At 71.5% G+C, this 23,077-nt stretch carries 21 protein-coding genes; 11 read left to right on the top strand and 10 right to left on the bottom strand.

Annotation, left to right across the window (positions count from 1 at the left end):
* Positions 1–78: 78 nt before the first annotated feature.
* The 5 genes from chrA (at position 79) to deoA (ending at position 5,054) form a co-directional block, all read left to right on the top strand.
* A complete protein-coding gene (gene chrA / locus I5731_RS12260) occupies positions 79–1,518 on the top strand; it encodes a chromate efflux transporter (RefSeq protein WP_197311662.1) in 1,440 nt (479 codons plus the stop codon).
* A 152-nt stretch (positions 1,519–1,670) separates the two neighbouring features.
* Entirely contained in the window at positions 1,671–2,078 is a 408-nt protein-coding gene (gene cdd / locus I5731_RS12255) for a cytidine deaminase (RefSeq protein WP_328838716.1), read from the top strand.
* Positions 2,075–2,896 carry a purine-nucleoside phosphorylase gene (locus I5731_RS12250; protein ID WP_197311660.1) on the top strand — a complete coding sequence of 274 codons (822 nt, stop codon included), beginning with the start codon at positions 2,075–2,077 and terminating at the stop codon, positions 2,894–2,896. The genes cdd and I5731_RS12250 overlap by 4 nt, the downstream gene beginning before the upstream one ends.
* Positions 2,897–2,909: 13 nt before the next feature.
* Positions 2,910–3,680, top strand: a complete 771-nt coding sequence (gene deoC, locus I5731_RS12245) for a deoxyribose-phosphate aldolase (protein ID WP_407941841.1) — start codon at positions 2,910–2,912, stop codon at positions 3,678–3,680.
* A 60-nt stretch (positions 3,681–3,740) separates the two neighbouring features.
* Positions 3,741–5,054, top strand: a complete 1,314-nt coding sequence (gene deoA, locus I5731_RS12240; protein WP_197311658.1) for a thymidine phosphorylase — start codon at positions 3,741–3,743, stop codon at positions 5,052–5,054.
* Positions 5,055–5,292: 238 nt separating this feature from the next.
* Here deoA and I5731_RS12235 read toward each other — a convergent pair whose 3' ends face one another.
* The 4 genes from I5731_RS12235 to I5731_RS12220 form a co-directional block, all read right to left on the bottom strand.
* A complete protein-coding gene (locus I5731_RS12235; protein ID WP_197311657.1) occupies positions 5,293–6,264 on the bottom strand; it encodes an ABC transporter permease in 972 nt (323 codons plus the stop codon).
* Between the two features lie 11 nt (positions 6,265–6,275).
* Positions 6,276–7,388: an ABC transporter permease gene (locus tag I5731_RS12230; protein ID WP_197311656.1), complete on the bottom strand. Its 1,113-nt coding sequence runs from the start codon at positions 7,386–7,388 to the stop codon at positions 6,276–6,278.
* Positions 7,385–8,926, bottom strand: coding sequence for an ABC transporter ATP-binding protein (locus tag I5731_RS12225; RefSeq protein WP_235981727.1), 1,542 nt, complete (start codon positions 8,924–8,926; stop codon positions 7,385–7,387). Before I5731_RS12225 ends, I5731_RS12230 begins: the two co-directional genes overlap by 4 nt.
* Positions 8,927–9,232: 306 nt before the next feature.
* A complete protein-coding gene (locus tag I5731_RS12220) occupies positions 9,233–10,228 on the bottom strand; it encodes a BMP family lipoprotein (RefSeq protein WP_197311654.1) in 996 nt (331 codons plus the stop codon).
* A gap of 306 nt (positions 10,229–10,534) precedes the next feature.
* Here I5731_RS12220 and I5731_RS12215 point away from each other — a divergent pair, with 306 nt between their 5' ends.
* Complete coding sequence (locus I5731_RS12215; RefSeq protein ID WP_197311653.1) at positions 10,535–11,545, top strand: glucokinase; 1,011 nt, start codon at positions 10,535–10,537, stop codon at positions 11,543–11,545.
* 514 nt (positions 11,546–12,059) lie between these two features.
* On the opposite strand, the gene I5731_RS12210 is transcribed toward I5731_RS12215, so the two are convergent.
* From I5731_RS12210 to I5731_RS12195, 4 genes are all read right to left on the bottom strand, one after another.
* The gene (locus I5731_RS12210) at positions 12,060–12,710 is read right to left on the bottom strand and encodes an ATP-binding cassette domain-containing protein (RefSeq protein ID WP_197311652.1); all 651 of its coding nucleotides are present in this window, start codon (positions 12,708–12,710) and stop codon (positions 12,060–12,062) included.
* Entirely contained in the window at positions 12,707–14,422 is a 1,716-nt protein-coding gene (locus tag I5731_RS12205; RefSeq protein ID WP_197311651.1) for an ABC transporter permease, read from the bottom strand. Before I5731_RS12205 ends, I5731_RS12210 begins: the two co-directional genes overlap by 4 nt.
* On the bottom strand, positions 14,409–15,626 hold the full coding sequence (locus I5731_RS12200) for an ABC transporter substrate-binding protein (RefSeq protein WP_197311729.1): 1,218 nt from the start codon (positions 15,624–15,626) through the stop codon (positions 14,409–14,411). Before I5731_RS12200 ends, I5731_RS12205 begins: the two co-directional genes overlap by 14 nt.
* 128 nt (positions 15,627–15,754) lie before the next feature.
* Complete coding sequence (locus tag I5731_RS12195) at positions 15,755–16,468, bottom strand: HAD family hydrolase (protein ID WP_197311650.1); 714 nt, start codon at positions 16,466–16,468, stop codon at positions 15,755–15,757.
* Between the two features lie 174 nt (positions 16,469–16,642).
* Here I5731_RS12195 and I5731_RS12190 point away from each other — a divergent pair, with 174 nt between their 5' ends.
* Positions 16,643–17,857 (top strand): phosphopentomutase, encoded by a 1,215-nt coding sequence (locus I5731_RS12190; protein WP_197311649.1) that lies wholly within the window; start codon positions 16,643–16,645, stop codon positions 17,855–17,857.
* 332 nt (positions 17,858–18,189) lie between these two features.
* Here I5731_RS12190 and I5731_RS12185 read toward each other — a convergent pair whose 3' ends face one another.
* The gene (locus tag I5731_RS12185; protein ID WP_197311648.1) at positions 18,190–18,615 is read right to left on the bottom strand and encodes a VOC family protein; all 426 of its coding nucleotides are present in this window, start codon (positions 18,613–18,615) and stop codon (positions 18,190–18,192) included.
* 77 nt (positions 18,616–18,692) lie between these two features.
* Between I5731_RS12185 and I5731_RS12180 the strand changes: the two genes are divergently transcribed.
* Positions 18,693–19,319 carry a TetR/AcrR family transcriptional regulator gene (locus I5731_RS12180; RefSeq protein ID WP_197311647.1) on the top strand — a complete coding sequence of 209 codons (627 nt, stop codon included), beginning with the start codon at positions 18,693–18,695 and terminating at the stop codon, positions 19,317–19,319.
* A gap of 54 nt (positions 19,320–19,373) precedes the next feature.
* Positions 19,374–19,895 (top strand): hypothetical protein, encoded by a 522-nt coding sequence (locus I5731_RS12175; RefSeq protein ID WP_197311646.1) that lies wholly within the window; start codon positions 19,374–19,376, stop codon positions 19,893–19,895.
* Between the two features lie 31 nt (positions 19,896–19,926).
* On the opposite strand, the gene I5731_RS12170 is transcribed toward I5731_RS12175, so the two are convergent.
* Complete coding sequence (locus I5731_RS12170; protein ID WP_197311728.1) at positions 19,927–20,454, bottom strand: L-2-amino-thiazoline-4-carboxylic acid hydrolase; 528 nt, start codon at positions 20,452–20,454, stop codon at positions 19,927–19,929.
* A 186-nt stretch (positions 20,455–20,640) separates the two neighbouring features.
* Between I5731_RS12170 and I5731_RS12165 the strand changes: the two genes are divergently transcribed.
* Both I5731_RS12165 and I5731_RS12160 read left to right on the top strand, forming a co-directional pair.
* Complete coding sequence (locus tag I5731_RS12165; RefSeq protein WP_328838710.1) at positions 20,641–21,678, top strand: adenosine deaminase; 1,038 nt, start codon at positions 20,641–20,643, stop codon at positions 21,676–21,678.
* 70 nt (positions 21,679–21,748) lie between these two features.
* Positions 21,749–23,011: a GTP cyclohydrolase II gene (locus tag I5731_RS12160; protein ID WP_197311644.1), complete on the top strand. Its 1,263-nt coding sequence runs from the start codon at positions 21,749–21,751 to the stop codon at positions 23,009–23,011.
* Positions 23,012–23,077: the final 66 nt, after the last annotated feature.

The raw sequence follows: 23,077 nt of genomic DNA, 5'->3' as shown, positions 1-23,077 counted from the left end.
GAAGACGGCGTTGCGAAAAAAATGTTCCGGTGACGTGTCTCGGCCCATTCACGCCTTCCTTGCCTCCCCGTCACCGCCATGTCACGCAAACCCGCAAAAGTCCGCCCACCCCTCGGAGCCCCCGCCCTGTCCACGCCCCACCCGATCCCCCCCGACGACCGCCTCCCCACCCTTGCCGAGGCCGCCCGCGTCTGGGCGAAGATCGGGCTGCTCAGCTTCGGCGGTCCCGCCGGCCAGATCGCGTTGATGCACCGGGAACTGGTCGAACAGCGGCGCTGGATCGGCGAGGCGCGGTTTCTGCACGCGCTCAACTACTGCATGCTGCTGCCCGGCCCGGAGGCGCAGCAGCTCGCGACCTATATCGGCTGGCTGATGCACCGCACCGCCGGCGGCCTCGTCGCCGGCCTGCTGTTCGTGCTGCCGGGCGCTGCCGTCATGCTCGCCCTCAGCCTCGCCTACGTGCTCTGGCGCGACCTGCCGCTGGTCGATGCGCTGTTCTTCGGCGTCAAGGCGGCGGTGCTCGCCGTCGTGGTGGAGGCGGTGATCCGCATCGGCCGGCGCGCGCTCGCCAACCGCGCCATGATCGCCATCGCCGCCGCCGCCTTCGTCGGGATCTACGTCTTCGACCTGCCGTTTCCGCTGATCGTGCTCGGCGCCGGCCTCGCCGGCTGGATCGGCGCGCGGGGCGCTCCGGCGCTGTTCGGCGCGGTGGCGAAACCCGGCGACATCGCGGGCGGCGAGGATGGTCTCGTCGACCGGATCTATGCCGCAGGCGGGCTGGGCCACACCCGCCCGTCGGCCACGCGGGCACTGCGTGTCCTCGCCGTCTGGCTGCCGGTCTGGCTCGGCCCGCTCGCCGCGCTCGTCCTCCTCACCGGGCCAGCCAGTGTCTGGAGCAGCATCGCCGGCTTCTTCAGCTTCATGGCCGTCGTCACCTTCGGCGGCGCCTATGCCGTGCTCGCCTATGTCGGCCAGGCGGCGGTGGAGGGCTTCGGCTGGCTGCGGCCGGCCGAGATGCTCGACGGCCTCGGCCTGGCGGAAACGACGCCCGGCCCGTTGATCCTCGTGCTGCAGTTCGTCGGCTTCCTCGCCGCCTACCGCGCGCCGGGCGGGCTCGATCCGCTGCTCGCCGGCACGCTCGGCGCCCTGCTCACCACCTTCGTCACCTTCGCGCCGTGCTTCCTCTGGGTCTTCCTCGGCGGCCCCTATGTCGAGGCGGTGCGCGGCAACCGGCGCATCGCCGCCGCCCTGTCGGCGATCACCGCGGCGGTGGTCGGTGTCATCCTCAACCTCGCGCTCTGGTTCGCCCTGCACGTCGTGTTCCGCGAGGTGGTGACGCTGCCGCTGCTTGGTCCAGGGCGCGGGCCGGAGGTGCCGGTGCTCGCCTCGATCGACTGGCGCGCCGCGGTGCTTTCCGTCGCCGCGGTGGTGGCGATGCACCGGTTCCGGCTCGGCATGGGGGCGACGCTGACGCTGAGCGCCGTCGCCGGCCTCGCCCTGCTGCAACTGCCCGGCTGAGGCGCTCCGGCGCGGGCGAATACCCCGCGGCAGGCGCGCCCGACGCCCGCCGCCTCCCGCGAAAGTGAACTTGCGGCCGCGGCAAAACCGGCCTACCCATGCGCCCGGCACCCGGTTTCGTCAGGCTGCCTTACCAACTGACGGAGGTTCCCTTGGCCTTGTTCGATGAGCTGCACGCCGCCGCCGTCGCCGCCCGCGCGAAGGCGCACGCGCCGTACTCCAACTTCCACGTCGGTGCGGCGATCGCGGACGAGACCGGCCGCGTTCATGCCGGCTGCAACATCGAGAATGCCGCCTATCCGGAGGGCTGGTGCGCCGAAACCTCGGCCATCGCCCACATGATCATGGCCGGCGGCCGCACGATCACGGCGGTCGCCGTCGTCGCGCCGCGCATCCCCGGCGGGCGGTTCTGCACGCCGTGCGGCGGCTGCCGCCAGCGGCTCGCGGAATTTGCCGGGCCGGACACCACCGTCACCGTTTTTGCGCCCGACGGCGCGCACGCCAGCTTCACGATGGCGTCGCTGCTGCCGGAGGGCTTTTCCCTGGAGGGACGTGAATGAGTCAGCACCTCGGCGCCGTCGCCGCGAACGCCGTCCTCGAAGCCCGCAAGGGTGACTACCGCGTCGGCCTCGTGCTCGGATCGGGCCTCGGCGAGTTCGCCCGTTCGATCGAAGACGCGGTCCATATCCCCTTCGCCCGCCTGCCGGGCTTCCCGATGTCGACGGTGTCCGGCCATGCCGGCGACCTGATCGTCGGCAAGATCGCCGGCGTCGACGTCTGCGTGCTGTCGGGCCGCATCCACTACTACGAGCACGGCGATCCGGCCGCGATGCGCGCGCCGATCGAGACCTTCGCCTCGCTCGGCTGTTCGGCGGTGATCCTGACCAACTCGGCCGGAACCCTGCATCCGGAGGTCGGTCCGGGCGAACTGATGCTCATCAACGACCACATCAACTTCGCCGGCACCAATCCGCTGTTCAAGGAAGAGTCCGAGCGCCGCTTCGTCGGCATGACGAACGCCTATGACCCCGACCTGCAGGCGCTGTTCCGCACCGCGGCCGCGGAAGAGGACATCAAGCTCGCCGAGGGCACCTACATGTGGTTCTCCGGCCCGTCGTTCGAAACGCCGGCCGAGATCCGCGCCGCGCGCATCCTCGGCGCCGATGCCGTCGGCATGTCGACGGTGCCCGAGGTGATCCTCGCCCGCTTCTTCGGCCTCAAGGTCGCCGCCGTCTCGGCGATCACCAACCTCGCCGCCGGCCTCTCCGGGAACGAGCTCTCGCACGCCGAGACCAAGGCCGTTGCGCCGAAGGGCGCCGAAAAGCTCGCCCGGCTGCTGCCGAAGGTCGTCGCGGCCTACGCCGCGGCGGGGCGGTGACGGCATGACGGCTGTGGCTTCGACGGCGGCGGCCGATGCGGCGCGCCGCGCGCTCGCCCTGCTCGACCTCACCGATCTCTCCGACGGCTGCACGCCGACGGCGATCGACGCGCTCTGCGCCCGGGCGGTGACGCCGCACGGCTCTGTCGCCGCCGTCTGCCTCTATCCGCGCTTCGTGGCGCAGGCGAAGGCGGCGCTCGCCGGCACAGGGGTGCGGGTCGCGACCGTGGTGAACTTTCCCGCCGGCGGCGAGGACATCCCCGGAACGCTCGCCGAGACGCGGGCGGCGCTCGCCGACGGCGCCGACGACATCGACCTCGTGCTGCCCTGGCGGGCGTTCCTCTCCCAGCGCGCCGGCTATGCCGAGACCATGGTGATGCGCGTGCGCGAGGCGATCGGCGGCCGGGCGATCCTGAAGGTGATCCTCGAGACCGGCGAGATCGCCGATGCCGCCCGCATCCGCGATGCGGCCGACCTCGCGATTGCCGCCGGCGCCGATTTCATCAAGACCTCCACCGGCAAGGTGACGGTCAACGCGACGCTGGACGCCGCCGAGATCATGCTGCAGGCGATCCGCGCCAGCGGCCGTCCCGTCGGCTTCAAGCCGGCCGGCGGCGTCAAGACGGCCGAGGACGCCGCCGCCTACCTCGCCCTCGCGGGCCGCATCATGGGGCCGGACTGGGCGATGCCGGCCACCTTCCGCTTCGGCGCCAGCGGCCTGCTCGACGCGCTCGTCGCCCGGATCGAGGGCCGCGACGGCAGCACACCGGCTGCCGCCTACTGATGACGGCGGGCCGGTCCCGGGGCTAGAACTGGCGAAACGCCAGTTCGGGAGGGATCGGCCATGCTGCCGCAGGAGATCATCCGCAAGAAGCGCGACGGCGGCCGGCTGAGCGCCGCCGAGATCGCGGAAATCGTCGGCGGGCTCGGCGACGGCCGCGTCTCGGCCGAGCAGGTCGCCGCCTTTGCGATGGCGGTGTTCTTCCGCGGCATGGACCGGGACGAGCGCGTCGCGCTGACGCTGGCGATGCGCGATTCCGGCACGGTGCTCGGCTGGCGCGACCTGCCGGGCCCGGTGCTCGACAAGCACTCCACCGGCGGCATCGGCGATACCGTCTCGCTGCTGCTCGCCCCGGCGATCGCCGCCTGCGGCGGCTTCGTGCCGATGATCTCGGGGCGCGGCCTCGGCCACACCGGCGGCACGCTCGACAAGCTCGACAGTATCCCCGGCTACCGCAGCCAGCCGGACGCCGCGCTGCTCGGCCGCGTGGTGCGCGAGGTCGGCTGCGCCATCATCGGCCAGACCGACGACCTCGCCCCCGCCGACCGGCGCATCTACGCGATCCGCGACGTCACCGGCACGGTCGAATCGATCGACCTCATCACCGCCTCGATCCTGTCGAAAAAACTCGCCGCCGGCCTCGGCGGCCTCGTGCTCGACGTCAAATGCGGCTCCGGCGCCTTCATGGCGAGCGAGGCGGACGCCCGCGCGCTGGCGGACAGTCTCGTCGGCGTCGCCAACGGCGCCGGCCTGCCGACGACGGCGCTGATCACCGACATGAACGCGCCGCTGTGCTCGGCGGCGGGCAACGCGCTGGAAGTGCGGGCGGCGATCGATTTCCTCACCGGCCGGCGCATCGACCGGCGGCTCTGGGCCGTCACCGTCGCGCTCGGCGCCGAGATGCTGGTGCTCGGCGGCCTCGCCGCCGACCGGGAGTCCGCCGCCACGGCGATCGAGGAGAGCTTCGCCGACGGCCGCGCCGCCGAGGTCTTCGCCCGCATGGTGGCGGCCCTCGGCGGTCCGGCCGATCTCGTCGAGCGCCCGTCGCACTACCTCGATGCCGCCCCGGTCCGCCGCCCGGTCCTGCCGCTCCGCCCCGGCCGGGTGGCGGCGATCGCCACCCGCGACATCGGCGTCGCCGTCGTTGCCCTCGGCGGCGGCCGCCGCACCCCCGCCGACCGCATCGACCCCGCCGTCGGCTTCACCGGGCTCGCGGGGCTCGGGGCGAGGGTCGGCAAGGAGGCGCCGCTCGGCGTGGTGCATGCGCGCAGCCTGGTGGACGCGGACATGGCGGCCGCGGCGCTGCAGGCGGCCTACCGGTTGGACGAGGCGGGAGCAGACGGCGGGCCGGAGATCATCGGCCGGGTGGACGGGTAGGGGGATTTTCGATTGAGAGGCCGTCGCCCCCTCATCCGCCCTTCGGGCACCTTCTCCCGCGAGGGGAGAAGGGGTTAGGAGAGCTCGGCGCAAAGGGACCACCACGGTCTGAATCGCCGGGTTAGGAGGCCGCAGCAGAAGTAAGGCCTCGCCAGAATTCCCTTCTCCCCTCGCGGGAGAAGGTGGCCGAAGGCCGGATGAGGGGGCGCGGACCCTCAAAAACCTCCGCCCCTCCGCCTCACCGCTCCTTCGTGTACGGCACCCCGCCCGCCTTCGGCGGCACGGCGGTGCCGATGAAGCCGGCGAGCAGGATCACGGTCAGCACGTAGGGCAGCGCCTGGAAGATCTGCACCGGCACGGTGCCGATGAACGGCACCGGGGTGCCCTGCAGGCGGATCGCGACGGCGTCGAGGAAGCCGAACAGCAGGCAGGCGAACATCACCGGCACCGGCTTCCATTTCGCGAAGATCAGCGCGGCGAGCGCGATGTAGCCCTTGCCGGCCGACATGTCCTTCACGAAGTTCGCCGACTGCGCGATGGCGAGATAGGTGCCCGCGAGCCCGGTCAGCACGCCGCAGATGATCACGGCGCGGTAGCGCAGCCAGGTCACCGAGATGCCCGCCGTATCCACCGCCGCCGGGTTCTCGCCGACGGCGCGCAGGCGCAGGCCGAAGCGGGTGCGATAGAGCACGTAGAAGGACAGCGGCACGGCGAGGAAGGCGATCCAGGTGAGGAGGTTCTGGCCCGACAGCAGGCTACGGTAGACCGGGCCGAGGATCGGCACGGCGGCGATCTCCTCGGTGAACGGCAGCACGATCGGGCTGAACCGCGCATCTCCGGAAACCTGCGGCGTCCGCCCGCCTTGCTGGAACCACGCCTGGCCGAGCAGCGCCGTCAGCCCGGCGGCGACGAAGTTGATCGCGACGCCGGAGACGATCTGGTTGCCGCGGTGGGTGATCGAGGCAAAGCCGTGCACCAGCGACAGCGCGACGGCCACCACCACCGCCATGCCGAGCCCGGCCCAGGCCGAGCCGGTGACGGCCGCCGTCGCCCCCGCGGCGAAGGCGCCCGCCAGCATCTTGCCCTCGAGGCCGATGTCGAACACGCCGGCGCGCTCGGAATAGAGGCCGGCCAGCGCCGCGAGCAGCAGCGGCACGGTGAGGCGCATGGTCGAGGCGAGGATCAGGACGAGGGTGTCGAAGGCTTCCATCGCTCCCTCCTCTAGCCGGCGCGCGCCGGGATGGCGCGGGCGAACAGCGCGACCAGCGCCGGGCGGAACATGTGCTCGAGCGCGCCGGCGAACAGGATCACCAGCCCCTGGATCACGATGATCATGTCGCGCGAGATGGTCGGGATCCAGAAGGCGAGCTCGGCGCCGCCCTGGTAGAGCACGCCGAACAGGATCGCCGCGAACACGATGCCGAGCGGGTGCGAGCGCCCCATCAGCGCCACCGCGATGCCGACGAAGCCGGCGCCGCCGACGAACTCCACCTGCAGCCGCTGCGCGTCGCCCATCACCGGGTTGAGCGCCATCATCCCGGCGAGCCCGCCGGAGATCAGCATGGTGACGACGACGAGGCGGACATAGGGGATGCCGGCGTAGATCGCGGCGCTCGGGCTGATGCCGGTGGCGCGGATCTCGTAGCCGAAGCGCGTGCGCCAGATCAGCACCCAGACACCGAAGGCGGCGACCAGCGCGATCAGGAACGAGACGTTGAACGGCGCCGCGCCGATCTTCAGCCCGAACAGCTCCAGCAGCCAGCCGAGCTTCGGCAGTTGCCCGCCCGCGGCGAAGGTGCGGGTTTCGGGCGCCATCGCGCCCGGCACCTTCAGCACGTTGACGAGCAGGTAGACCATCAGCGCCGCGGCGATGAAGTTGAACATGATCGTCGTGATGACGATGTGGCTGCCGCGCGTCGCTTGCAGCCAGGCCGGGATCAGCGCCCAGGCCGCGCCGAAGCTCGCCGCCGCGAGGATGGCGATCGGGGCGGTCAGCCACCACGGCAGCACTTGATCGAAGGCCAGCGCCACCAGCGCCGCCCCGAGCCCGCCGATATAGGCCTGCCCCTCGCCGCCGATGTTGAACAGGCCGCAGTGGAAGGCGACCGAGACGGCGAGGCCGGTGAAGATGAAGTTGGTGGCGTAGAACAGCGTATAGCCGATGCCTTCGCCGCGCCCGAGCGCGCCGTCGAGCATCGTCGTCAGCGCTTCCCAGGGGCTCTCGCCGATGAACAGCACGACGAGCGCCGAGATGCCGAAGGCGACGCCGAGGTTGAGCACCGGCATCAGGACGTAGTCGGCCCAGCCGGGCAACTGGCCGAACGGTCTGCTCATGCGGACGCCCCCTGTCCGCCGGAAACCCCGGCCATCATCATGCCGAGCGTCTGCTCGCCGCAGTCGGGCCGTTCCTCGCCGACGACGCGGCCGGCGAACATCACGAGGATGCGGTCGGCGAGCGCCCGGATCTCGTCGAGTTCGACCGACACCAGAAGGATCGCCTTGCCGGCGTCGCGCATCTCGACGATGCGGCGGTGGATGAACTCGATCGCGCCGATGTCGACGCCGCGGGTCGGTTGGCCGATGATCAGCACGTCGGGGTCGCGCTCGATCTCGCGGGCGAGCACGATCTTCTGCTGGTTGCCGCCGGAAAAATTGGCCGTGCGCAGCCGGCAGTTCGGCGGGCGGATGTCGTATTTCTCGATCTTCGCCTTCGCGTCGCGGCGCATGGCGTCGAGACTGAGGAACGGCCCGCGGCAATATTCCGGCGCGCCGTGATAGCCGAGGATGGCGTTCTCGTTTTCCTCGAACGGCAGCACGAGGCCCATGTGGTGGCGGTCCTCGGGCACATGCGCGAGGCCGCGCCGGCGCAGCGCCGCCGGATCGAGCCCGCCGACCGACTTGCCGCCGAGCGTGATCGTGCCCGACGCCGGCCGCCGGATGCCGGCGATCGCCTCGAGCAGTTCCGACTGGCCGTTGCCCGCCACGCCGGCGATGCCGACGATCTCGCCGGCGCGCACCGCGAACGAGACGTCGTCGACCATGGTGACGCCGCGGCCGTCGCGCACGGTGAGATTCTCGACGCCAAGCCGCACCTCGCGCGGCGCCGCGGGGCCCTTGTCGACGCGCAGCAGCACCCGGCGCCCGACCATCAGCTCGGCGAGTTCTTCCACCGTGGTCTCGGCGGTGCGCCGGGTCGCCACCAGCTCGCCGCGCCGCATCACCGAGACGGTGTCGGTGATCGCCATGATCTCGCGCAGCTTGTGCGTGATCAGGATCACCGTCTTGCCCTGCTCTTTCAGCACTTTCAGAATGCGGAACAGGTGGTCGGCCTCGGCGGGGGTGAGCACGCCGGTCGGCTCGTCGAGGATCAGGATCTCGGCGCCGCGGAACAGGGCTTTGAGGATCTCGACGCGCTGCTGCCGGCCGACCGGCAGCTCCTCGATCACCGCGTCGGGGTCGACGTCGAGGCCGTATTCGCGTTCGATCCGCTTCAGTTCCTCGCGCGCCGCCGCCGTGCCGCGGGCGAGCGTCGCGCCGCCCTCGGCGCCGAGCATGACGTTTTCCAGCACCGTGAAGTTTTCGACCAGCATGAAGTGCTGGTGGACCATGCCGATGCCCGCGGCGATCGCCGCGGCGCTGTCGCGGATCACGGTTTTTTGCCCGCCGATCAGGATGTCGCCGCGGTCGGCCTGGTAGAAGCCGTAGAGGATCGACATCAGCGTCGACTTGCCGGCGCCGTTCTCGCCGATGATGCCGTGGATCGAGCCGGCCGCGACGGCGAGGTTGATGTCGCGGTTGGCGTGGACCTGGCCGAAGCTCTTGTCGATGCCGACGAGTTCGATGGCGGGCGGCGCGGCTGCGGTCTGGGTCAAGATCGGCTCCGGCCTCCTGCTGAAATCACCGCCTGGACCTGGTCCGCCGGCCGGTCGGAGGCCACGGCCTGCCGCCGACGCGCCGGTCGCCGCGTTCACTCGGGCAACGCGCCCACCCTGCCTCATCCTGAGGAGGCCCGAAGGGCCATCTCGAAGGGCGAGGCAGCCCCTCGGGCACTGGGGCATGGCATCCGGGCCACCCCCGTCCTTCGAAACGCGCGCTTGCGCGCGCTTTTCAGGATGAGGTGGGGCGGGGGCGTCAGGCATGAAGCCGAACGACCCGCGCCCCGCCACTTCCCGGCCGGCTCAGAACGGGCAGGCGTTGTCCTTCATGTAGTCGTGCACCATCACCGTGCCGGCGATGATGTCGGCTTTCGCCTTGTCGACCGCCGCCTTGATGTCGTCGGTGATCAGCGCCGCGTTGTTGTCGTCGAGCGCCCAGCCGACGCCGTCTTCGGCAAGGCCCAGCGAGACCATGCCGGGGGTGAACTTGTCGTCCTGCACGTCCTTGAACGCCTGGTAGACGGCGACGTCGACCCGCTTGATCATCGAGGTCAGCACCGAGCCCGGGTGCAGGAAGTTCTGGTTCGAATCGACGCCGATCGAGAACTTGCCGCCGTCGGCGGCGGCCTGCAGCACGCCGAGGCCGGAGGCGCCGGCCGCGGCGTAGACGACGTCCGCGCCCTGGTCGAACTGCGACTTGGCGAGCTCGCCGCCGCGCACCGGGTCGTTCCAGGCGGCCCCCGTGGTGCCGATCATGTTGCGGAAGATCTCGGCGTTGGCGTCGGCCGCCTTGGCGCCCTGGGCATAGCCGCAGGCGAAGCGGCTGATCAGCGGAATGTCCATGCCGCCGACGAAGCCGACCTTCTTCGTCTCCGACTTGAGGCCGGCGACGAGGCCGACGAGATAGGAGCCTTCCTCTTCCTTGAACACCACCGAGCGCACGTTCGGCAGGTCCACGACCGCGTCGACGATGACGAACTTCGTGTCGGGGAACTCGGCCGCGACCTTCTCCATCGCGGAGGTCCAGGCGAAGCTGACGCCGACCACCGGGTTGAAGCCGCGCGAGGCGAAGTTGCGCAGCGCCTGCTCGCCCTGGGTATCGCCGGTCGGCTCGAAATCGCGGTATTCGACGCCGGTCTCGGTCTTGAACCGCTCGGCGCCGGCATAGGCCGCCTCGTTGAACGACTTGTCGAACTTGCCGCCGGTGCCATAGACCACCGCGGGCTTCAGCTCCTGCGCGAGGCTCGGTGCAGCGGCCAGCATCGCGGCCACGGCGACGCCCATCATCTTCGCGAACATCCTAAAGTCCTCCAACGATCAGAGACAGCCGACCCGGCCATGGCATGGCCGCGCGCCGGTCGAGCCTCCCGCCCGGCGATCCAGCTTGAGTAAATACGAAAATTCGATCCGGGCAATCCGCTTCCGTGGCGATTTTTTTGACAGTCGGACAATTTTTCCGGGCGATTTTTCGGCACCGGTCCGGCGCGCGGGGCACTTTGTCAACGCTGCCGAAAGTCGGTATACCCCGCTGACACCCGCCCGCCCCGCGCGGAACGAACCGGCCGCAGCCACGTTCCGAACGACACCAAACCTCTCGGAGACCGGATGCGCGAGACCCTGGATGCCCTCAGCTTTCCGGTGCTCTTCGCCGACATCGGCGGCACGAACGCGCGCTTCGCGCTGCTCGAGACGCCGGACGGCGAGCCGGTCTATCCGGGCAATCTCGAAACGCGCGACTTCGCGACACCGGTCGACGCGGTGCGCGACGGCGTGTTGCCCCGCACCGACCTGGTGCCCAGATCGCTGGTCTTCGCCGTCGCCGGCCCGATCCAGGAGGAGCGCACGCCGCTCACCAACTGCCACTGGATCATCGAGCCGCGCGCGCTGATCGACGCCTTCGGCCTCGACCAGGTGCTGCTGTTCAACGACTTCGAGGCGCTCTCGCTCGCGCTGCCGACGCTCGCCGGCGACGACCTCGCGCCGATCGGGCCGCAGGTGCCGCCGCCGACCGGCAACCGCATCGTCGTCGGCCCGGGCACCGGCCTCGGCGCCGCCGGCCTGCTCAACGTCGGCGGCAGCTGGGTGCCCGTCGCGGGCGAGGGCGGCCACATCGACCTCGCCCCGATGACCGACCGCGACAACGCGATCTGGCCGCATGTCGAGCGCACCGGCGGGCGGATTTCCGGCGAGACGCTGGTCTGCGGCTCGGGCCTGCTGCGCCTCTACCGCGCGATCGCGGCGACCGACGGCCTGCCGGCGCCGCTCGACACCCCGGCCGCCGTCACCGCCGCCGCCGAGGCCGGCGAGCCCGCGGCGCGCGAGGCGGTCGAACTCTTCGCCGAATACCTCGGCCGCACCGTCGGCAACCTCGCCCTCGTCTTCCTCGCCCACGGCGGCGTCTATCTCGCCGGCGGCATCGCGCCGCGCATCGCCGACGTGCTGCGCAGCGGCCGCTTCCGCGCCGCCTTCGAGGACAAGGCGCCGCACAACGCGCTGCTCGCCGGCATGGCGACCGCGGTGATCGTGCATCCGCGCCCGGCGCTCGCCGGCCTGATCGGCTACGCCCGCAATCCGCGCGCCTTCCTGATCAACCTCGACGGCCGCATCTGGTCCTGATCAATCCACGAAGGTCATCAGCTCTGACCGGGCTGGCGGTCACTTCCAGTGAGGCGGGCAAAAGCCTAGCCTCCGTCATTCCCGCGAAAGCGGGAATCCAACTCACCAATCGACGAGCCTGCATCAGGCGCTCGTCGTTGCCACGCGTTGCCCAACGGCGGGGCGCCTCACGCCTGGAGAGTTGGATTCCCGCTTTCGCGGGAATGACGACTGACAGTCAGCGCAAAAGGGATTGACCGCGGACTTCGTGATCGTTGCTCCCCCACGCCCCCACCGCAGCGCTCTCGCCTAAAAAACAGGCATGATTCGCCTATCTTTTGATATGGCGCGGAATCGGGCGCGGTGCGAAGATTCAGCTATCGGAGTTGTCGCGTGTCGAAGGTTCCTCCCGAGCTTACGTCCGACTCTTGACCTTTCCTCCCAGACTCAGGCCGGCAATGCCGGCCTGTTTTTTTGACCGGGGTGCCGTCTCGGCCTGACTTTTTCCGGACTGAACCCTAGCCCCGTCCGATCCTCACATCGCGCGTAGCGAAACCACCGGACCGCCCGCCGCCGCGGCGTCCTCCTCGTCGTGCGTGACGAGCAGCACCGGCAGCCGCCGCGCCCGCGCCACCCCGAACACGAGATCGCGCACCTGGCCGCGCAGCGAGCGGTCAAGCCGCGAGAACGGCTCGTCGAGCAGCAGCGCCCGCGGCCGGGCGATCAGCGTGCGCATCAGCGCGACGCGCGCGCGCTGCCCGCCCGACAGCGTCGCCGGATCGCGGTCGCCGAAGCCCTCCAGCCCGACCTCGCCGAGCGCAGCATCCACCGCGCTGCGCCGCGCCGCGCGGCCGCGCACGGCTGCGGGCAGCGCGAACAAGAGGTTGCCGGCGACATCGAGATGCGGGAACAGCAGGTCATCCTGAAACATCAGGCCGAGCCGGCGCGCCTGCGGCGGCAGCCGGGTGAGGTCGTCGTCGCCGAGCCGCACGCGGCCTTCCGCCATGAACGCCGGGTCGAGGAAGCCGGCAAGGAAGGCGAGCAGCGTCGACTTGCCCGATCCCGACGGACCCATCACCGTCGTCGCCGTACCGGGCGCGACGGCAAAATCGGCGCCAAGCAGCACCTCGCCGCCGCGCGTGATGCGCACCCCTTCGAGCCGCAGGCAGTCCGGCTGACCGCTCATCGCACGCCCCCCGCCGCGCGCTGTCCGCGATGCACGAGCCGCGGCAGCAGCGCCGCCGCCACGAACCCGGCGAACGGCAGCAGCGTCTGGGCCAGCGCATAGATCGCCAGCGTGCGCCGATCGCTGCCGCCGGCGCGGGCCACCGCCTCCGTGGTCAGCGTCACGACCCGCCCGCCGCCGGCGAGCAGCGTCGGCAGGTAGACCCCGACCGAGACCGCGAAGCCGACGGCCGCCGCCGTCGCCACCGGCCGGGCGAGCAGCGGCAGCCGGATCCGCCAGAAGATCCGCGCCGGGCTGGCGCCGAGCGCCGCCGCGGCGCGCGCATAGCGCCGGTCGAACGCCTGCCAGGGGTCTTCCAGCGACAGCGCCACATAGGGTACGACGAAGACGAGATGCGCGAGCAGCACCGGCGCGAGGCCCGGCGTGACGCCTGCGGCGAGCAGCAGCACCTGCAGCCCGAACAGGAACGCCACCTGCGGCACCAGCAGCGGCAGATAGATCAGCCCCGCCCCGGCGAGCCCTTTGCTGCCGCGCCGCTCGGCCGCCTCGAGGCTGCCGAGCACCAGCACCAGCGCGATCGCCGTCGAGGCTGCGGCAAGGGCGGCCGTGGTGCCGACGGTGGCGACGAGCTCCGGCAGCGCCGCGGACCAGCGCTCCAGCGAAACCGAATCCGGCAGGCCCGCCGGAAAGCGCCACTGTTCCGCGACCGACCAGAGGCCGAGCGAGACGAGCCCCGCGCCGACCGCCGCCGCCGCCAGCCCCGTCCCGGCGAGGCCGGCGGCGGCGAGCGCGTTATCAAAATGGTCGCGTCGCCCGCGCCGCGCCGCGCGGCGGGCAAGCATGGCCGCCGCCCGCTCGCCGAGCATCCAGATCGCCAGCGCCGAGGCCGTGACGCCGAGTTGCAGCAGCGCCGCCGCCGAGGCCTCGAAGCGCACCGCGAGGTCGGGGTCGGCGGCGAGCCGGACGAGGGCGACGGCGAGCGTCGGCGGCGTCGTCGGGCCGAGCACCAGCGCCATGTCGACGGTGCTGGTCGCATAGGCGATCACCGCGAAGATCGGCAGCCGGATCTGCGGATAGAGCCGCGGCAGCACCGCGAGCAGGAAGCCGGTGACGCGGCCGTAGCCGAGGCTCGCCGTCACCATCGCGGTCGCCGCCCCGCCGCCGCGCCCGAGCGCCGCCAGCGTCATCAGCATCAGGAACGGCACTTCCTTGGCGGCAAGGCCGAGCAGCAGCGCCGTCCCGGCCGGGTCGTTGATCACGAGGAGATCCGGCGGCCGGGTCCAGCCGGTCGCCCACGGCGAGGCGAGGCGGATCAGCCAGCCGGACGGCGAGACGAGGAAGGCGAGCCCGATCGCCGCCGCCGCATGCGGCAGCGACAGCAGCGGTGAGATCAGCCCGCGCAGCACCGAAAACGTCCGTGTCCCGGCAAAGCCCGCGACGAACAGCACCGTGGCGACGAAGGCGAGCAGCGCCGAGCCGAGCCCGGTCCACAGCGACAGCAGCGCCGAGCGCGCGATGCCCGGCCGCTCGGCCAGCGCCGCGAAGGCGCCCAGCGACAACCGCTCGCCGCCGAGCGCCGGCAGCCAGCCGAACGCCGGCAGCGCGACGCCGGCGAGCCCGGCGAGCACGGGGGCTGCGAGCAGCGCGATCAGCGCGACGGGAAAGAGGCCGAGGGCCGGGGAGCCTGCCGCCGCCGGCTCAGCTCGCGCCATAGCGCGCCGTCCACGCCGCCTCGATCCGCTCCATCCACGAGGGGTGCGGCTCGGGCAGGGCGCGGCCGAGCTCGGCGGGCGAGGGCGTCGCGACGCCGCGGGTGGCGGCGGCAAAGCGCGCCTTGTCGGCGTCCGGCAGCGCTTCGACGGCGAGCACGGTCGGGTCGCCCCAGACGGCGGCGTCTTCCTTCCGCGCCTGGGCTTCCGGCGACATCAGGAAGTCGGCGAGCACCATCGCGCCCGCGGCGGCGTTGGCGTTGAACGGCACCGCGACGAAGTGGGTGTTGCCGATCGTGCCGCCGTCGAAGACGTAGCCGCGCACGCTCTCCGGCAGTTCCCCGCTGGCGATCGCGTTCGACGCCGCGGCCGGGTTGAAAGCGAAAGAAAGGTCGATCTCGTCGTCGGCGAAGAGCTGCATCAGCGCCGTCGAGCTCTGCGGATAGGCCTTGCCCTGGCGCCAGAGATGCGGCGTCAGCGCGTCGAGATAGGAAAACAGCGGCGCGGTGACGGCATCGAAGCTCGCATCGTCCACCGGCTGCTGCAGCACGGCCGGGTCGGCGACGAGTTCGGCCGCGAGCTGCTTCAGGAAGGTCGAGCCGACGAAATCCGGCGGCTGCGGATAGGTCAGCCGGCCTAGGTTGGCCTCGGCATAGGCGAGCAGGGCGGCGGCGCTCTTCGGCGGTGCGGCGACGGTGGCGCTGTCATGGAAGAACACCAGCTGCGCCATGCCCCACGGCGCCTCCAGCCCCTCGACTGGAATGGTGAAGTCGAGCGTCGTCGTCGGCTTGCCGGCGGTGTCGACGTAACGGAAGTTCGGCAGCTGGTCGGCCCACGGCGCATCGCGCAAGAGGCCCTGCCGCTTCATGGCGGCGAAGTTCTCGCCGTTGATCCAGACGAGGTCGACGCTGCCGCCCGTGGTCCGCCCGGCCGATTTCTCGGCAAGCACCGTCTGCACCACGGTCGCCGTATCGCCCACCTTGACGTGCTCGACCGTCACGCCGTAGCGCGCCGCCATCTCGCGGGCCGCCCAGGCGAGGTAGTCGTTGATCGGCTCCGAGCCGCCCCAGGCATGGAAATACACCGTCTCCCCCTTCGCCTCGGCGAGCAGCCCGGGCCAGTCGGACGGGTCGGCCGCGGAGGCGCTCCCGGCGAGGCCGGTGGTGAGGCAGGCGGCGGCGGCGAGCAGGCGAACGGCGGCGGGGATCTGCGGCAAGGTCTGCTCCAGGGACAAGCGACGACTAAGGGCAAGTGACGACAAGATCTCAGATAGTGCTCGCCGGGGCGCGGCGGCGGGTCAAGACACGTGTCGTTGAAACGCCGTTGATGCGCCCGTCAGTCGCCGGCGATGCCGAGCGCCGCGGGAAGCTCCGCCACGCTCTCGAGTACCATGTCGCTCGCCGGGCCGAGCGTCGCGGCCGTGCCGGTGCCGGTGAGCACGCCGATGCGCAGGCCCGCGCCGCCGGCCTTCGCCATCGCCATGTCGTGCAGGTTGTCGCCCGCGACCGCCACGTCCGCGGCCGGCACGCCGACGGCCGCGGCGAACGCGGTCACCATGCCGCCGCCCGGCTTGACGCCGTGGCCGCTGTCGTAGCCGGCGATGAAATCGAGCAGGCCGTCGATGCCGTGGTGCGCGGCGAAGCGGCGGATCGCGCCCTCGCTGTCGCTGGAGGCGATGCCGAGCTTCAGCCCGCGCGCCTTCAGCGCCGTAAACAGCGCCGGCAGGTCGGTGACGGCAAAGCCGCCGTCGGCCGCGGCGGTGAACAGCGCGTCGAGCGCGGCGGTGAGTTCGTCCTGGCCGAGCGGGCTGCCGGCGGCGATCCAGCCGGCGGCGATCTCGGCGGTGTTGGCGGCGGCGAGCAGGCTGTCGGCGCGGGTGATGCCGGTCGCGTCGTCCATGCCGCCGACGCTGAGCAGCCGGGCGGCGAGGTCCGCGTCGCCGGCGCCGGCGATCGCGGCGGCGCCGCGGTTGATCGGCCCCCAGGTGCGGTGATAGTCGAGAAGGGTGCCGTCCTTGTCGAACAGCACGGCGCGGATGCGGGCCGCCATGGCGTCTCCGGTGCGGGGCCGGCGTGGCCGGCGGTGGGGCGTGGCGCCGGGTCTGCGACGCGGCTCCGGTCATAGCGCAGTTTTGCGCCCCGTGCCGCCCGCGCGATGCGACGCGCGGCTTGCCTCGCAGCGACGCCGGCCGCGAGACGGCCCCCGATGAAAGGTTCCGTTGCGATGCCCCGCGTATTCCTGATGGTCCTCGATTCCTTCGGCATCGGCGGCGCGCCGGACGCCGCCGCCTTCGGCGATGCCGGCGCCGACACCCTCGGCCACATCGCCGCCGCCTGCGCCGCCGGCCAAGCCGACGGCCACGGCCGCGCCGGGCAGCTGAAGCTGCCGAACCTCGAGGCGCTCGGCCTCGGCATGGCGGCCCACGCCGCCACCGGCGCCTTTCCGGTCGGCATGGCCGAGGTCTGGCCGACGGGGGTCTGGGCGGTGGCCGCCGAGCGCTCGAAGGGCAAGGACACGCCGTCGGGCCACTGGGAGATCGCCGGCGTGCCGGTGCCGTTCGACTGGGGCTATTTCCCGAACACCGTGCCCTGCTTCCCGGCGGGCCTCACCGACGCGCTGATCCGCGAGGCGGAGCTCCCCGGCATCCTCGGCAACTGCCACGCCTCGGGTACCGAGATCATCGCCGAACTCGGCGAGGAGCACGTCCGCACCGGCAAGCCGATCTGCTACACCTCCGCCGATTCGGTGCTGCAGATCGCGGTGCACGAGACGCATTTCGGCCTCGATCGGCTCGACGCCGTCTGCCGCATCGCCCGCCGCCTCGTCGACCCGCTCGGCATCGGCCGCATCATCTCGCGCCCGTTCACCGGCGACAGCGCCGCCACTTTCGTGCGCACGGCGAACCGCCGCGACTACGCCGTGCCGCCGCCCGAGCCGACGCTGCTCAGCCGCGTCGGCGCCGCCGGCGGCCGGGTGGTCGGCGTCGGCAAGATCGGCGACATCTTCGCCCACGTCGGCGTCGACGAGGTGGTGAAGGCCGGCGGCAACGCCGCGCTGATGGACGCGACGCTCGCCGCGATCGGCCGCGCCGGCGCCGGCGACCTCGTCTTCACCAACTTCATCGACTTCGACATGCTCTACGGCCACCGCCGCGACGTCGCCGGCTACGCCGCTGCGCTGGAGGCCTTCGACCGGCGCCTGCCGGAGCTCACCGCGGCGCTGCGGCCCGGCGACCTCCTGATCCTCACCGCCGACCACGGCTGCGACCCGACCTGGCCGGGCACCGACCACACCCGCGAGCAGGTGCCGGTGCTCCTCGCCGGCCCCGGCCTCGAACCCGGCTCCGCCGGCCGCCGCGACAGCTTCGCCGACATCGGCGAAACCGCCGCCAAATGGCTCGGCCTCGCCCCGGGCCGGCATGGCACGGCGATGATCTGAGGCCGGCCGGGGACGTCGTCCAAGGCTGTCTGGTCGGTCGTCGGGGGATAGGCCGGCGCACCCGGTCTCGCCCTTCGAGACGGCCCGTTCCGGGCCTCCTCAAGATGAGGCCTTCGAGGGGGTTTCTTTCGTTCTTTCAGACGCTTGTTCTTTTCCCTCATCCTGAGGAAGGCGCGAAGCGCCTGTCTCGAAGGGCGAGGGAAAAGCCGGGGCATCGGCGCGATCGGCACTGAGTCCTTGTCATCAACCCGTAGAACAGGATCGATGCGGCCGAAACAGGACAGCAGTAAGTCGGTTCCAGGCGGCTGCCACCTCGGCCCATCACTCGCCGCTCACATCCCCGCCGCCCCCTCCGCATAGGCCGCCACATATTCCCCCGACGGCGGGATCGGCCGGATCACGTCGATCAACACGCCGTTCGGGTCGGCGGTGATGAAATGCCGCTGGCCGAAGGCTTCGTCGCGCAGGGTGAGCAGGATCGGCAGGCCGGCCGCCGTCGCCGCGGCATACTCCGCGTCGACATCCGCCACCTCGAAGTTGAGCAACAGCCCGCGCGCCGTGGCCCGGCCTGCGGCCGGGATCGTCTCGTGGGTCGCCGCGACCAGCCCGAGGTTGACGCTCTCGTCCTCGGCCGACTGCAGATGCGCGTACCAGTCCGCCTCGAACAGCGGGCGGAAGCGGAAATGGCGGACGTAGAAGGCGGCGGTCGCCGCGACGTCGTCGACCATCAGCACGGGATAGTAGGAGGTGGAACGCATGACGGGCTTCCCTTCACATCACTGGAAACATACAGTCTGCATGTCAATAGCGATCAAATAACATACAGGCTGCACGCATGCAAGTTCCCCCCGCCCGCCGCAGCAATCGCGAGCGCAGCGACACGACGCGGCAGGCGCTGCTCGGCGCGGCGCGGGCGCTGTTCGTCGCGCGCGGCTATGCCGAGACGGCGACACCCGACATCGTCGCCGCCGCCGGCGTCACCCGCGGCGCGCTCTACCATCACTTCGAGGACAAGGCGGCGCTGTTCCGGGCGGTCGTCGCAGCGGAGTTCGAGGCGGTCGCAGCCGATATCGCCGCCGCTGCCCCGGCGGCGATGGACCCGGTGGCGGCGTTGAAATCGGGCGGCGCGGCGTTCCTTGCCGCCATGCAGGCAGAGGGGCGAACCCGGCTGCTGCTGCTCGACGCCCCGGCCGTGCTCGGCCGTGCCGGTGTGGATGAACTCGATGAAGCGCGCGGCGGGCTGAACGAGCTTCAACTCGGCGTCGAGGCGGCAATCGCGGCTGGCCGGTTTCCCGTCGTGCCGGCCCGCCCGCTGGCGCTGCTGCTGTCGTCCGCGTTCGATCGTGCCGCGCTCGCCGTTGCCGACGGCGAGGCGCCGGCGACCATGCAGACCGTAATCGAGGCCGTGATCGACGGCCTCGCCGCCGATCGGACCGATCCGGCCGGCACGGTGCGCCTGTAGGTCGAAACCGCAGCCGCAGCGGGATCGTCACCACTCGCAAGGGGGGATTCGACGATGAGCAACGACCAGACTTTGCTAGCGGACATCGACGCGTCCATTCGACAGACGCGGTTCGCGGCGCGACGAAACTATTTTTCGAGCCAGCTCATGTTCGTGGCGGCGATCATCGGCAGCGCGGCGGCCGGCGGCACCATGCTGGTCACCGACGAGTACCGTGTTCTTGCCGGCGTCGTGGCACTGGTTCCCGGCCTCTGCCTGACGCTGAACAAGGAGCTGAAACTGACGGCGCGCGCCAACTGGTATTATCAGAAGCTGCAGCGCCTGCGTGGATTGCGCCGGCAACTCGTCTTCGAGGGCGTGGCGATCGAACGGGTTTCGCGGCGGATGTCGGAACTGGAGATCACGCTGGAGCCGGGCATGCCGAGCCTCGACGACGACGTCGGCGGCGAAGCCCTGTCTCCGTCGGCGCCCGTCCGGCAGGTTGCAAGTCCGCCTGTCCTCACCCTTCCGGCGGCAAACCAGTCGGCAGCCCCGCACGCCGCGCCGTCGCAGCCGGCGCGCGCCAACGCCGGCTAGGCCGCTTCCCGCACGGGACAGCCAGACGGGCTCAGCGTCCGTCCGGCTCGGGCTTGGTGTCCCCCTTCATCCGGTAGCGGAAATCGCAGCGCTTGCCGCCCTGCATGATCGTGGTCGTCCGCTCCATGGTGATCGCCGGGTTGTAGCCGGTGCAGAAGCTGGCGTCGCGCTGGCAGGAGAGCACGTCGCCGATCTCGCCGAGGCCCATGCCGTGGTACATCTCGGCGTAGCGACAGCGGGTGACGTCATAGTCGAAGCGGTCCGGCGTCTCGGCCAGCACCTCGATCTCGAGCGCGTCGTCCTTGCGCCAGAGCGGCTGCAGCGCCGCAAAGCTGGTGAGGTCGACCGGCCCGGCTTCGGCGCCGGCGAAGCGGGCCCCCGCCGCGATCGCCGCTTCGGTGATCGCGGCGCGCAGCACCTCGCGCGCCGCCTCCGCGCCGAAGCGACGCTTCATCTCGGCGTGGATCGGCCGGATGATCTCCGCTTCGATCCGCCGCCGCGCCAGGATGCCGAGCCCGTCGATCGCCGCCTGCACGGCATCGGCCGCCGGGGTGGCCATCGGCGGGCTGTCCGGGGCGCCCGTGCCGGGAAGGGTCGGGTCGTCCATGCTGCTTGTCCTTCATTTGCATCGAATGTCATGGATCGTCCGCCGCGCCGCCCCGGTCAAGCCGCGAGACCGGCCCGTTGCGCCGCCCGCCGCCGCCGTGCCACTTTCGCCGCAGTCCCGCCGCCGCCGGAGGCCATCTTGCCGCTGTCGCCCCGCCTGCCCGATCCCGCCCTGCCGAAGCTCGAACTCCACTGCCACCTCGAGGGCGCGGCGCCGCCGGATCTCGTCCGCCGCCTCGCCGCCCGCCACGGCATCGACCTTTCCGGCCTGTTCACGCCGGCGGGCGGTTACGCCTGGAGTGATTTCACCAGCTTCATCGCCGCCTACGACGCCGCGGCGCAGGTGTTCCGGACGCCGGAGGACTTCGCCGAGCTCGCCGAAACCTATCTCGCCGCCTCCGCCGCCGAGGGCGTGATCTACACCGAGGTGTTCCTCTCGCCCGACTACGCCGCCCGCCAGGGCCTCGGCTATGCCGACTACGTCGCCGGTGTCGCCGCCGGCATGGACAGGGCCGAGGCCGCGCACGGCATCGTCGGCCGCATCATCCCGTTGGTCGAGCGCCACTTCGGCCCCGACCGCGCCCGCGCCGCCGCCGAAGCGGCGGTGAACAACCCGCATCCGCGCGTCACCGGCTTCGGCATGGCCGGCGACGAGCGCATGTTCGACGTCGCCGCCTTCGCCCCGGCCTTCGCGATCGCCGCCGAAGCCGGGCTCAGCCTCACCGCCCATGCCGGCGAGGTCTGCGGCGCGGACAGCGTGCGCGCGACGCTCGACGCGCTGCCCGTCCGCCGCATCGGCCACGGCGTCCGCGCGATCGAGGATCCGGACCTCGTCCGCCGCCTCGCCGCCGACGGCATCGTACTCGAGGTCAACCCGGGCTCGAACGTCGCGCTCGGCGTGTTCCCGAGCCTTGCGGAACACCCGCTGCTCCGCCTGCGCGATGCCGGGGTGAAGGTGACGATCTCCTCCGACGACCCGCCGTTCTTCGCCACCAGCATGGGCCGCGAGTATGCGGCGGTCGCCGAAACCTTCAAATTGGACGAGGCGGCGCTGCTCGCCTTCAGCCGCACCGCGGCCGACGCCGCCTTCTGTGACGCGGCGACCCGGGCGCAGCTTCACGCCCGCCTCGACGCCTTCGCGCCGGACCCCGCGGGGGCACCCTTCCCAACGTCATGAGAAACCGCCATATTTCGACTTTGAACGAACTGGAGGCGCCGGGTCTCGCACCCCGCGCGATGTGCAGCGCATGAGCGACAGCGGCAACCGGCCGACCCACATCCGCCTGACCTCGCATCCGGGCGCCGGCGCGCCGGTGCGGTTTCCGCTGCAATGGGGCGCCGCCAACCCGCGTGACCGCGGCCCGGTGATCGGCACCGTCTCGCGCCCCGGCGACCGCAACACCATCGGCAGCCACGGCGGCTCCTATTCGCTCTACCGCGCGCTCGCGGTCTCGGCCGGCGCGCTCAACCCGATCCAGCGCCCCGATCTCGCCAACACGATGCCCGTGGTGCCGTTCGGCCCGTTCCCGCAGTGGTCCGAGCCCGGCCGCATCGTCTCGCTCGATCCCTTCGGCCACACCGTCGCCGACGCTTTCGCCGACCTGATCGCGGAAGGCGTCGACATCCGGCCGACGATCGCCGTCACCAAGGCGCGGCTGACGCTGTTCGAACTGCAGCAGGCGATCCGCGACAAGCGCCTCGCCGTCGACGGCGAGATCGTCCGCGAGCACGGCGACATCTCGGTGATCAAGGCCGCGGTCGATCCGGTCTGGCATCTGCCGGGCATCGCCGCGCGCTTCGGCGTCTCGGAGGAGAAGCTGCGCCGCACGCTGTTCGAGCAGACCGGCGGCATGTACCCCGAGCTCGTCACCCGGCCCGACCTCGAAGCCTTCCTGCCGCCGATCGGCGGCATCAGCCTCTACATCTTCGGCGACCCGGCCGCGATCGCCGACCCGCGCCGCCGCCTCACCTGCCGCGTGCATGACGAATGCAACGGCTCCGACGTGTTCGGCTCGGACATCTGCACCTGCCGGCCCTATCTCGTGCACGGCATCGAGGAGTGCGTGCGCGAGGCGCAGGCCGGCGGCGCCGGCCTCGTCGTCTACAACCGGAAAGAGGGCCGGGCGCTCGGCGAGGTGACGAAGTTCCTCGTCTACAACGCCCGCAAGCGCCAGGAGGGCGGCGACACCGCCGCGAAATACTTCGAGCGCACCGAATGCGTCGCCGGCGTGCAAGACGCGCGGTTCCAGGAATTGATGCCCGACGTGCTGCACTGGCTCGGCATCACCCGCATCGACCGCTTCGTCTCGATGTCCGACATGAAGCACGACGCCATCACCCGCTCCGGCATCGCGGTCGGCGAGCGCGTGCCGATCCCCGACGACCTGATCCCGATCGACGCCCGCGTCGAGATGGAGGCGAAGAAAGCCGCGGGGTATTTTACCCCCGAGACCCCGCCCGACGCCGAGGACCTGCTGGCGACCCGCGGCCGGCCGATCGAGGAGTATTGAGGGTGGGGACGGGCGGAAGAGAAGCGCGAGCGGCGTGCGCGGTGTCTGCGGCGCGTCCCCCCCTCC

It is taken from the genome of Methylobrevis albus (assembly GCF_015904235.1).
Taxonomy (GTDB): domain Bacteria; phylum Pseudomonadota; class Alphaproteobacteria; order Rhizobiales; family Pleomorphomonadaceae; genus Methylobrevis_A; species Methylobrevis_A albus.
Note: the sequence above shows the minus strand (reverse complement) of the source record. Positions and strands in the feature narration are given on the sequence as shown.

Bases quoted from the DNA above. Each gene is read 5' to 3' on its own strand.
- I5731_RS12210 (WP_197311652.1), bottom strand. From the start codon at position 12,710: ATGAGCGGTCAGCCGGACTGCCTGCGGCTCGAAGGGGTGCGCATCACG.
- I5731_RS12215 (WP_197311653.1), top strand. From the start codon at position 10,535: ATGCGCGAGACCCTGGATGCCCTCAGCTTTCCGGTGCTCTTCGCCGAC.
- I5731_RS12160 (WP_197311644.1), top strand. From the start codon at position 21,749: ATGAGCGACAGCGGCAACCGGCCGACCCACATCCGCCTGACCTCGCAT.
- deoA (WP_197311658.1), top strand. From the start codon at position 3,741: ATGCTGCCGCAGGAGATCATCCGCAAGAAGCGCGACGGCGGCCGGCTG.
- I5731_RS12250 (WP_197311660.1), top strand. From the start codon at position 2,075: ATGAGTCAGCACCTCGGCGCCGTCGCCGCGAACGCCGTCCTCGAAGCC.
- chrA (WP_197311662.1), top strand. From the start codon at position 79: ATGTCACGCAAACCCGCAAAAGTCCGCCCACCCCTCGGAGCCCCCGCC.
- I5731_RS12205 (WP_197311651.1), bottom strand. From the start codon at position 14,422: ATGGCGCGAGCTGAGCCGGCGGCGGCAGGCTCCCCGGCCCTCGGCCTC.
- I5731_RS12170 (WP_197311728.1), bottom strand. From the start codon at position 20,454: ATGGCCACCCCGGCGGCCGATGCCGTGCAGGCGGCGATCGACGGGCTC.
- I5731_RS12230 (WP_197311656.1), bottom strand. From the start codon at position 7,388: ATGAGCAGACCGTTCGGCCAGTTGCCCGGCTGGGCCGACTACGTCCTG.
- I5731_RS12195 (WP_197311650.1), bottom strand. From the start codon at position 16,468: ATGGCGGCCCGCATCCGCGCCGTGCTGTTCGACAAGGACGGCACCCTT.
- I5731_RS12190 (WP_197311649.1), top strand. From the start codon at position 16,643: ATGCCCCGCGTATTCCTGATGGTCCTCGATTCCTTCGGCATCGGCGGC.
- I5731_RS12185 (WP_197311648.1), bottom strand. From the start codon at position 18,615: ATGCGTTCCACCTCCTACTATCCCGTGCTGATGGTCGACGACGTCGCG.
- I5731_RS12180 (WP_197311647.1), top strand. From the start codon at position 18,693: ATGCAAGTTCCCCCCGCCCGCCGCAGCAATCGCGAGCGCAGCGACACG.
- I5731_RS12175 (WP_197311646.1), top strand. From the start codon at position 19,374: ATGAGCAACGACCAGACTTTGCTAGCGGACATCGACGCGTCCATTCGA.
- I5731_RS12235 (WP_197311657.1), bottom strand. From the start codon at position 6,264: ATGGAAGCCTTCGACACCCTCGTCCTGATCCTCGCCTCGACCATGCGC.
- I5731_RS12220 (WP_197311654.1), bottom strand. From the start codon at position 10,228: ATGTTCGCGAAGATGATGGGCGTCGCCGTGGCCGCGATGCTGGCCGCT.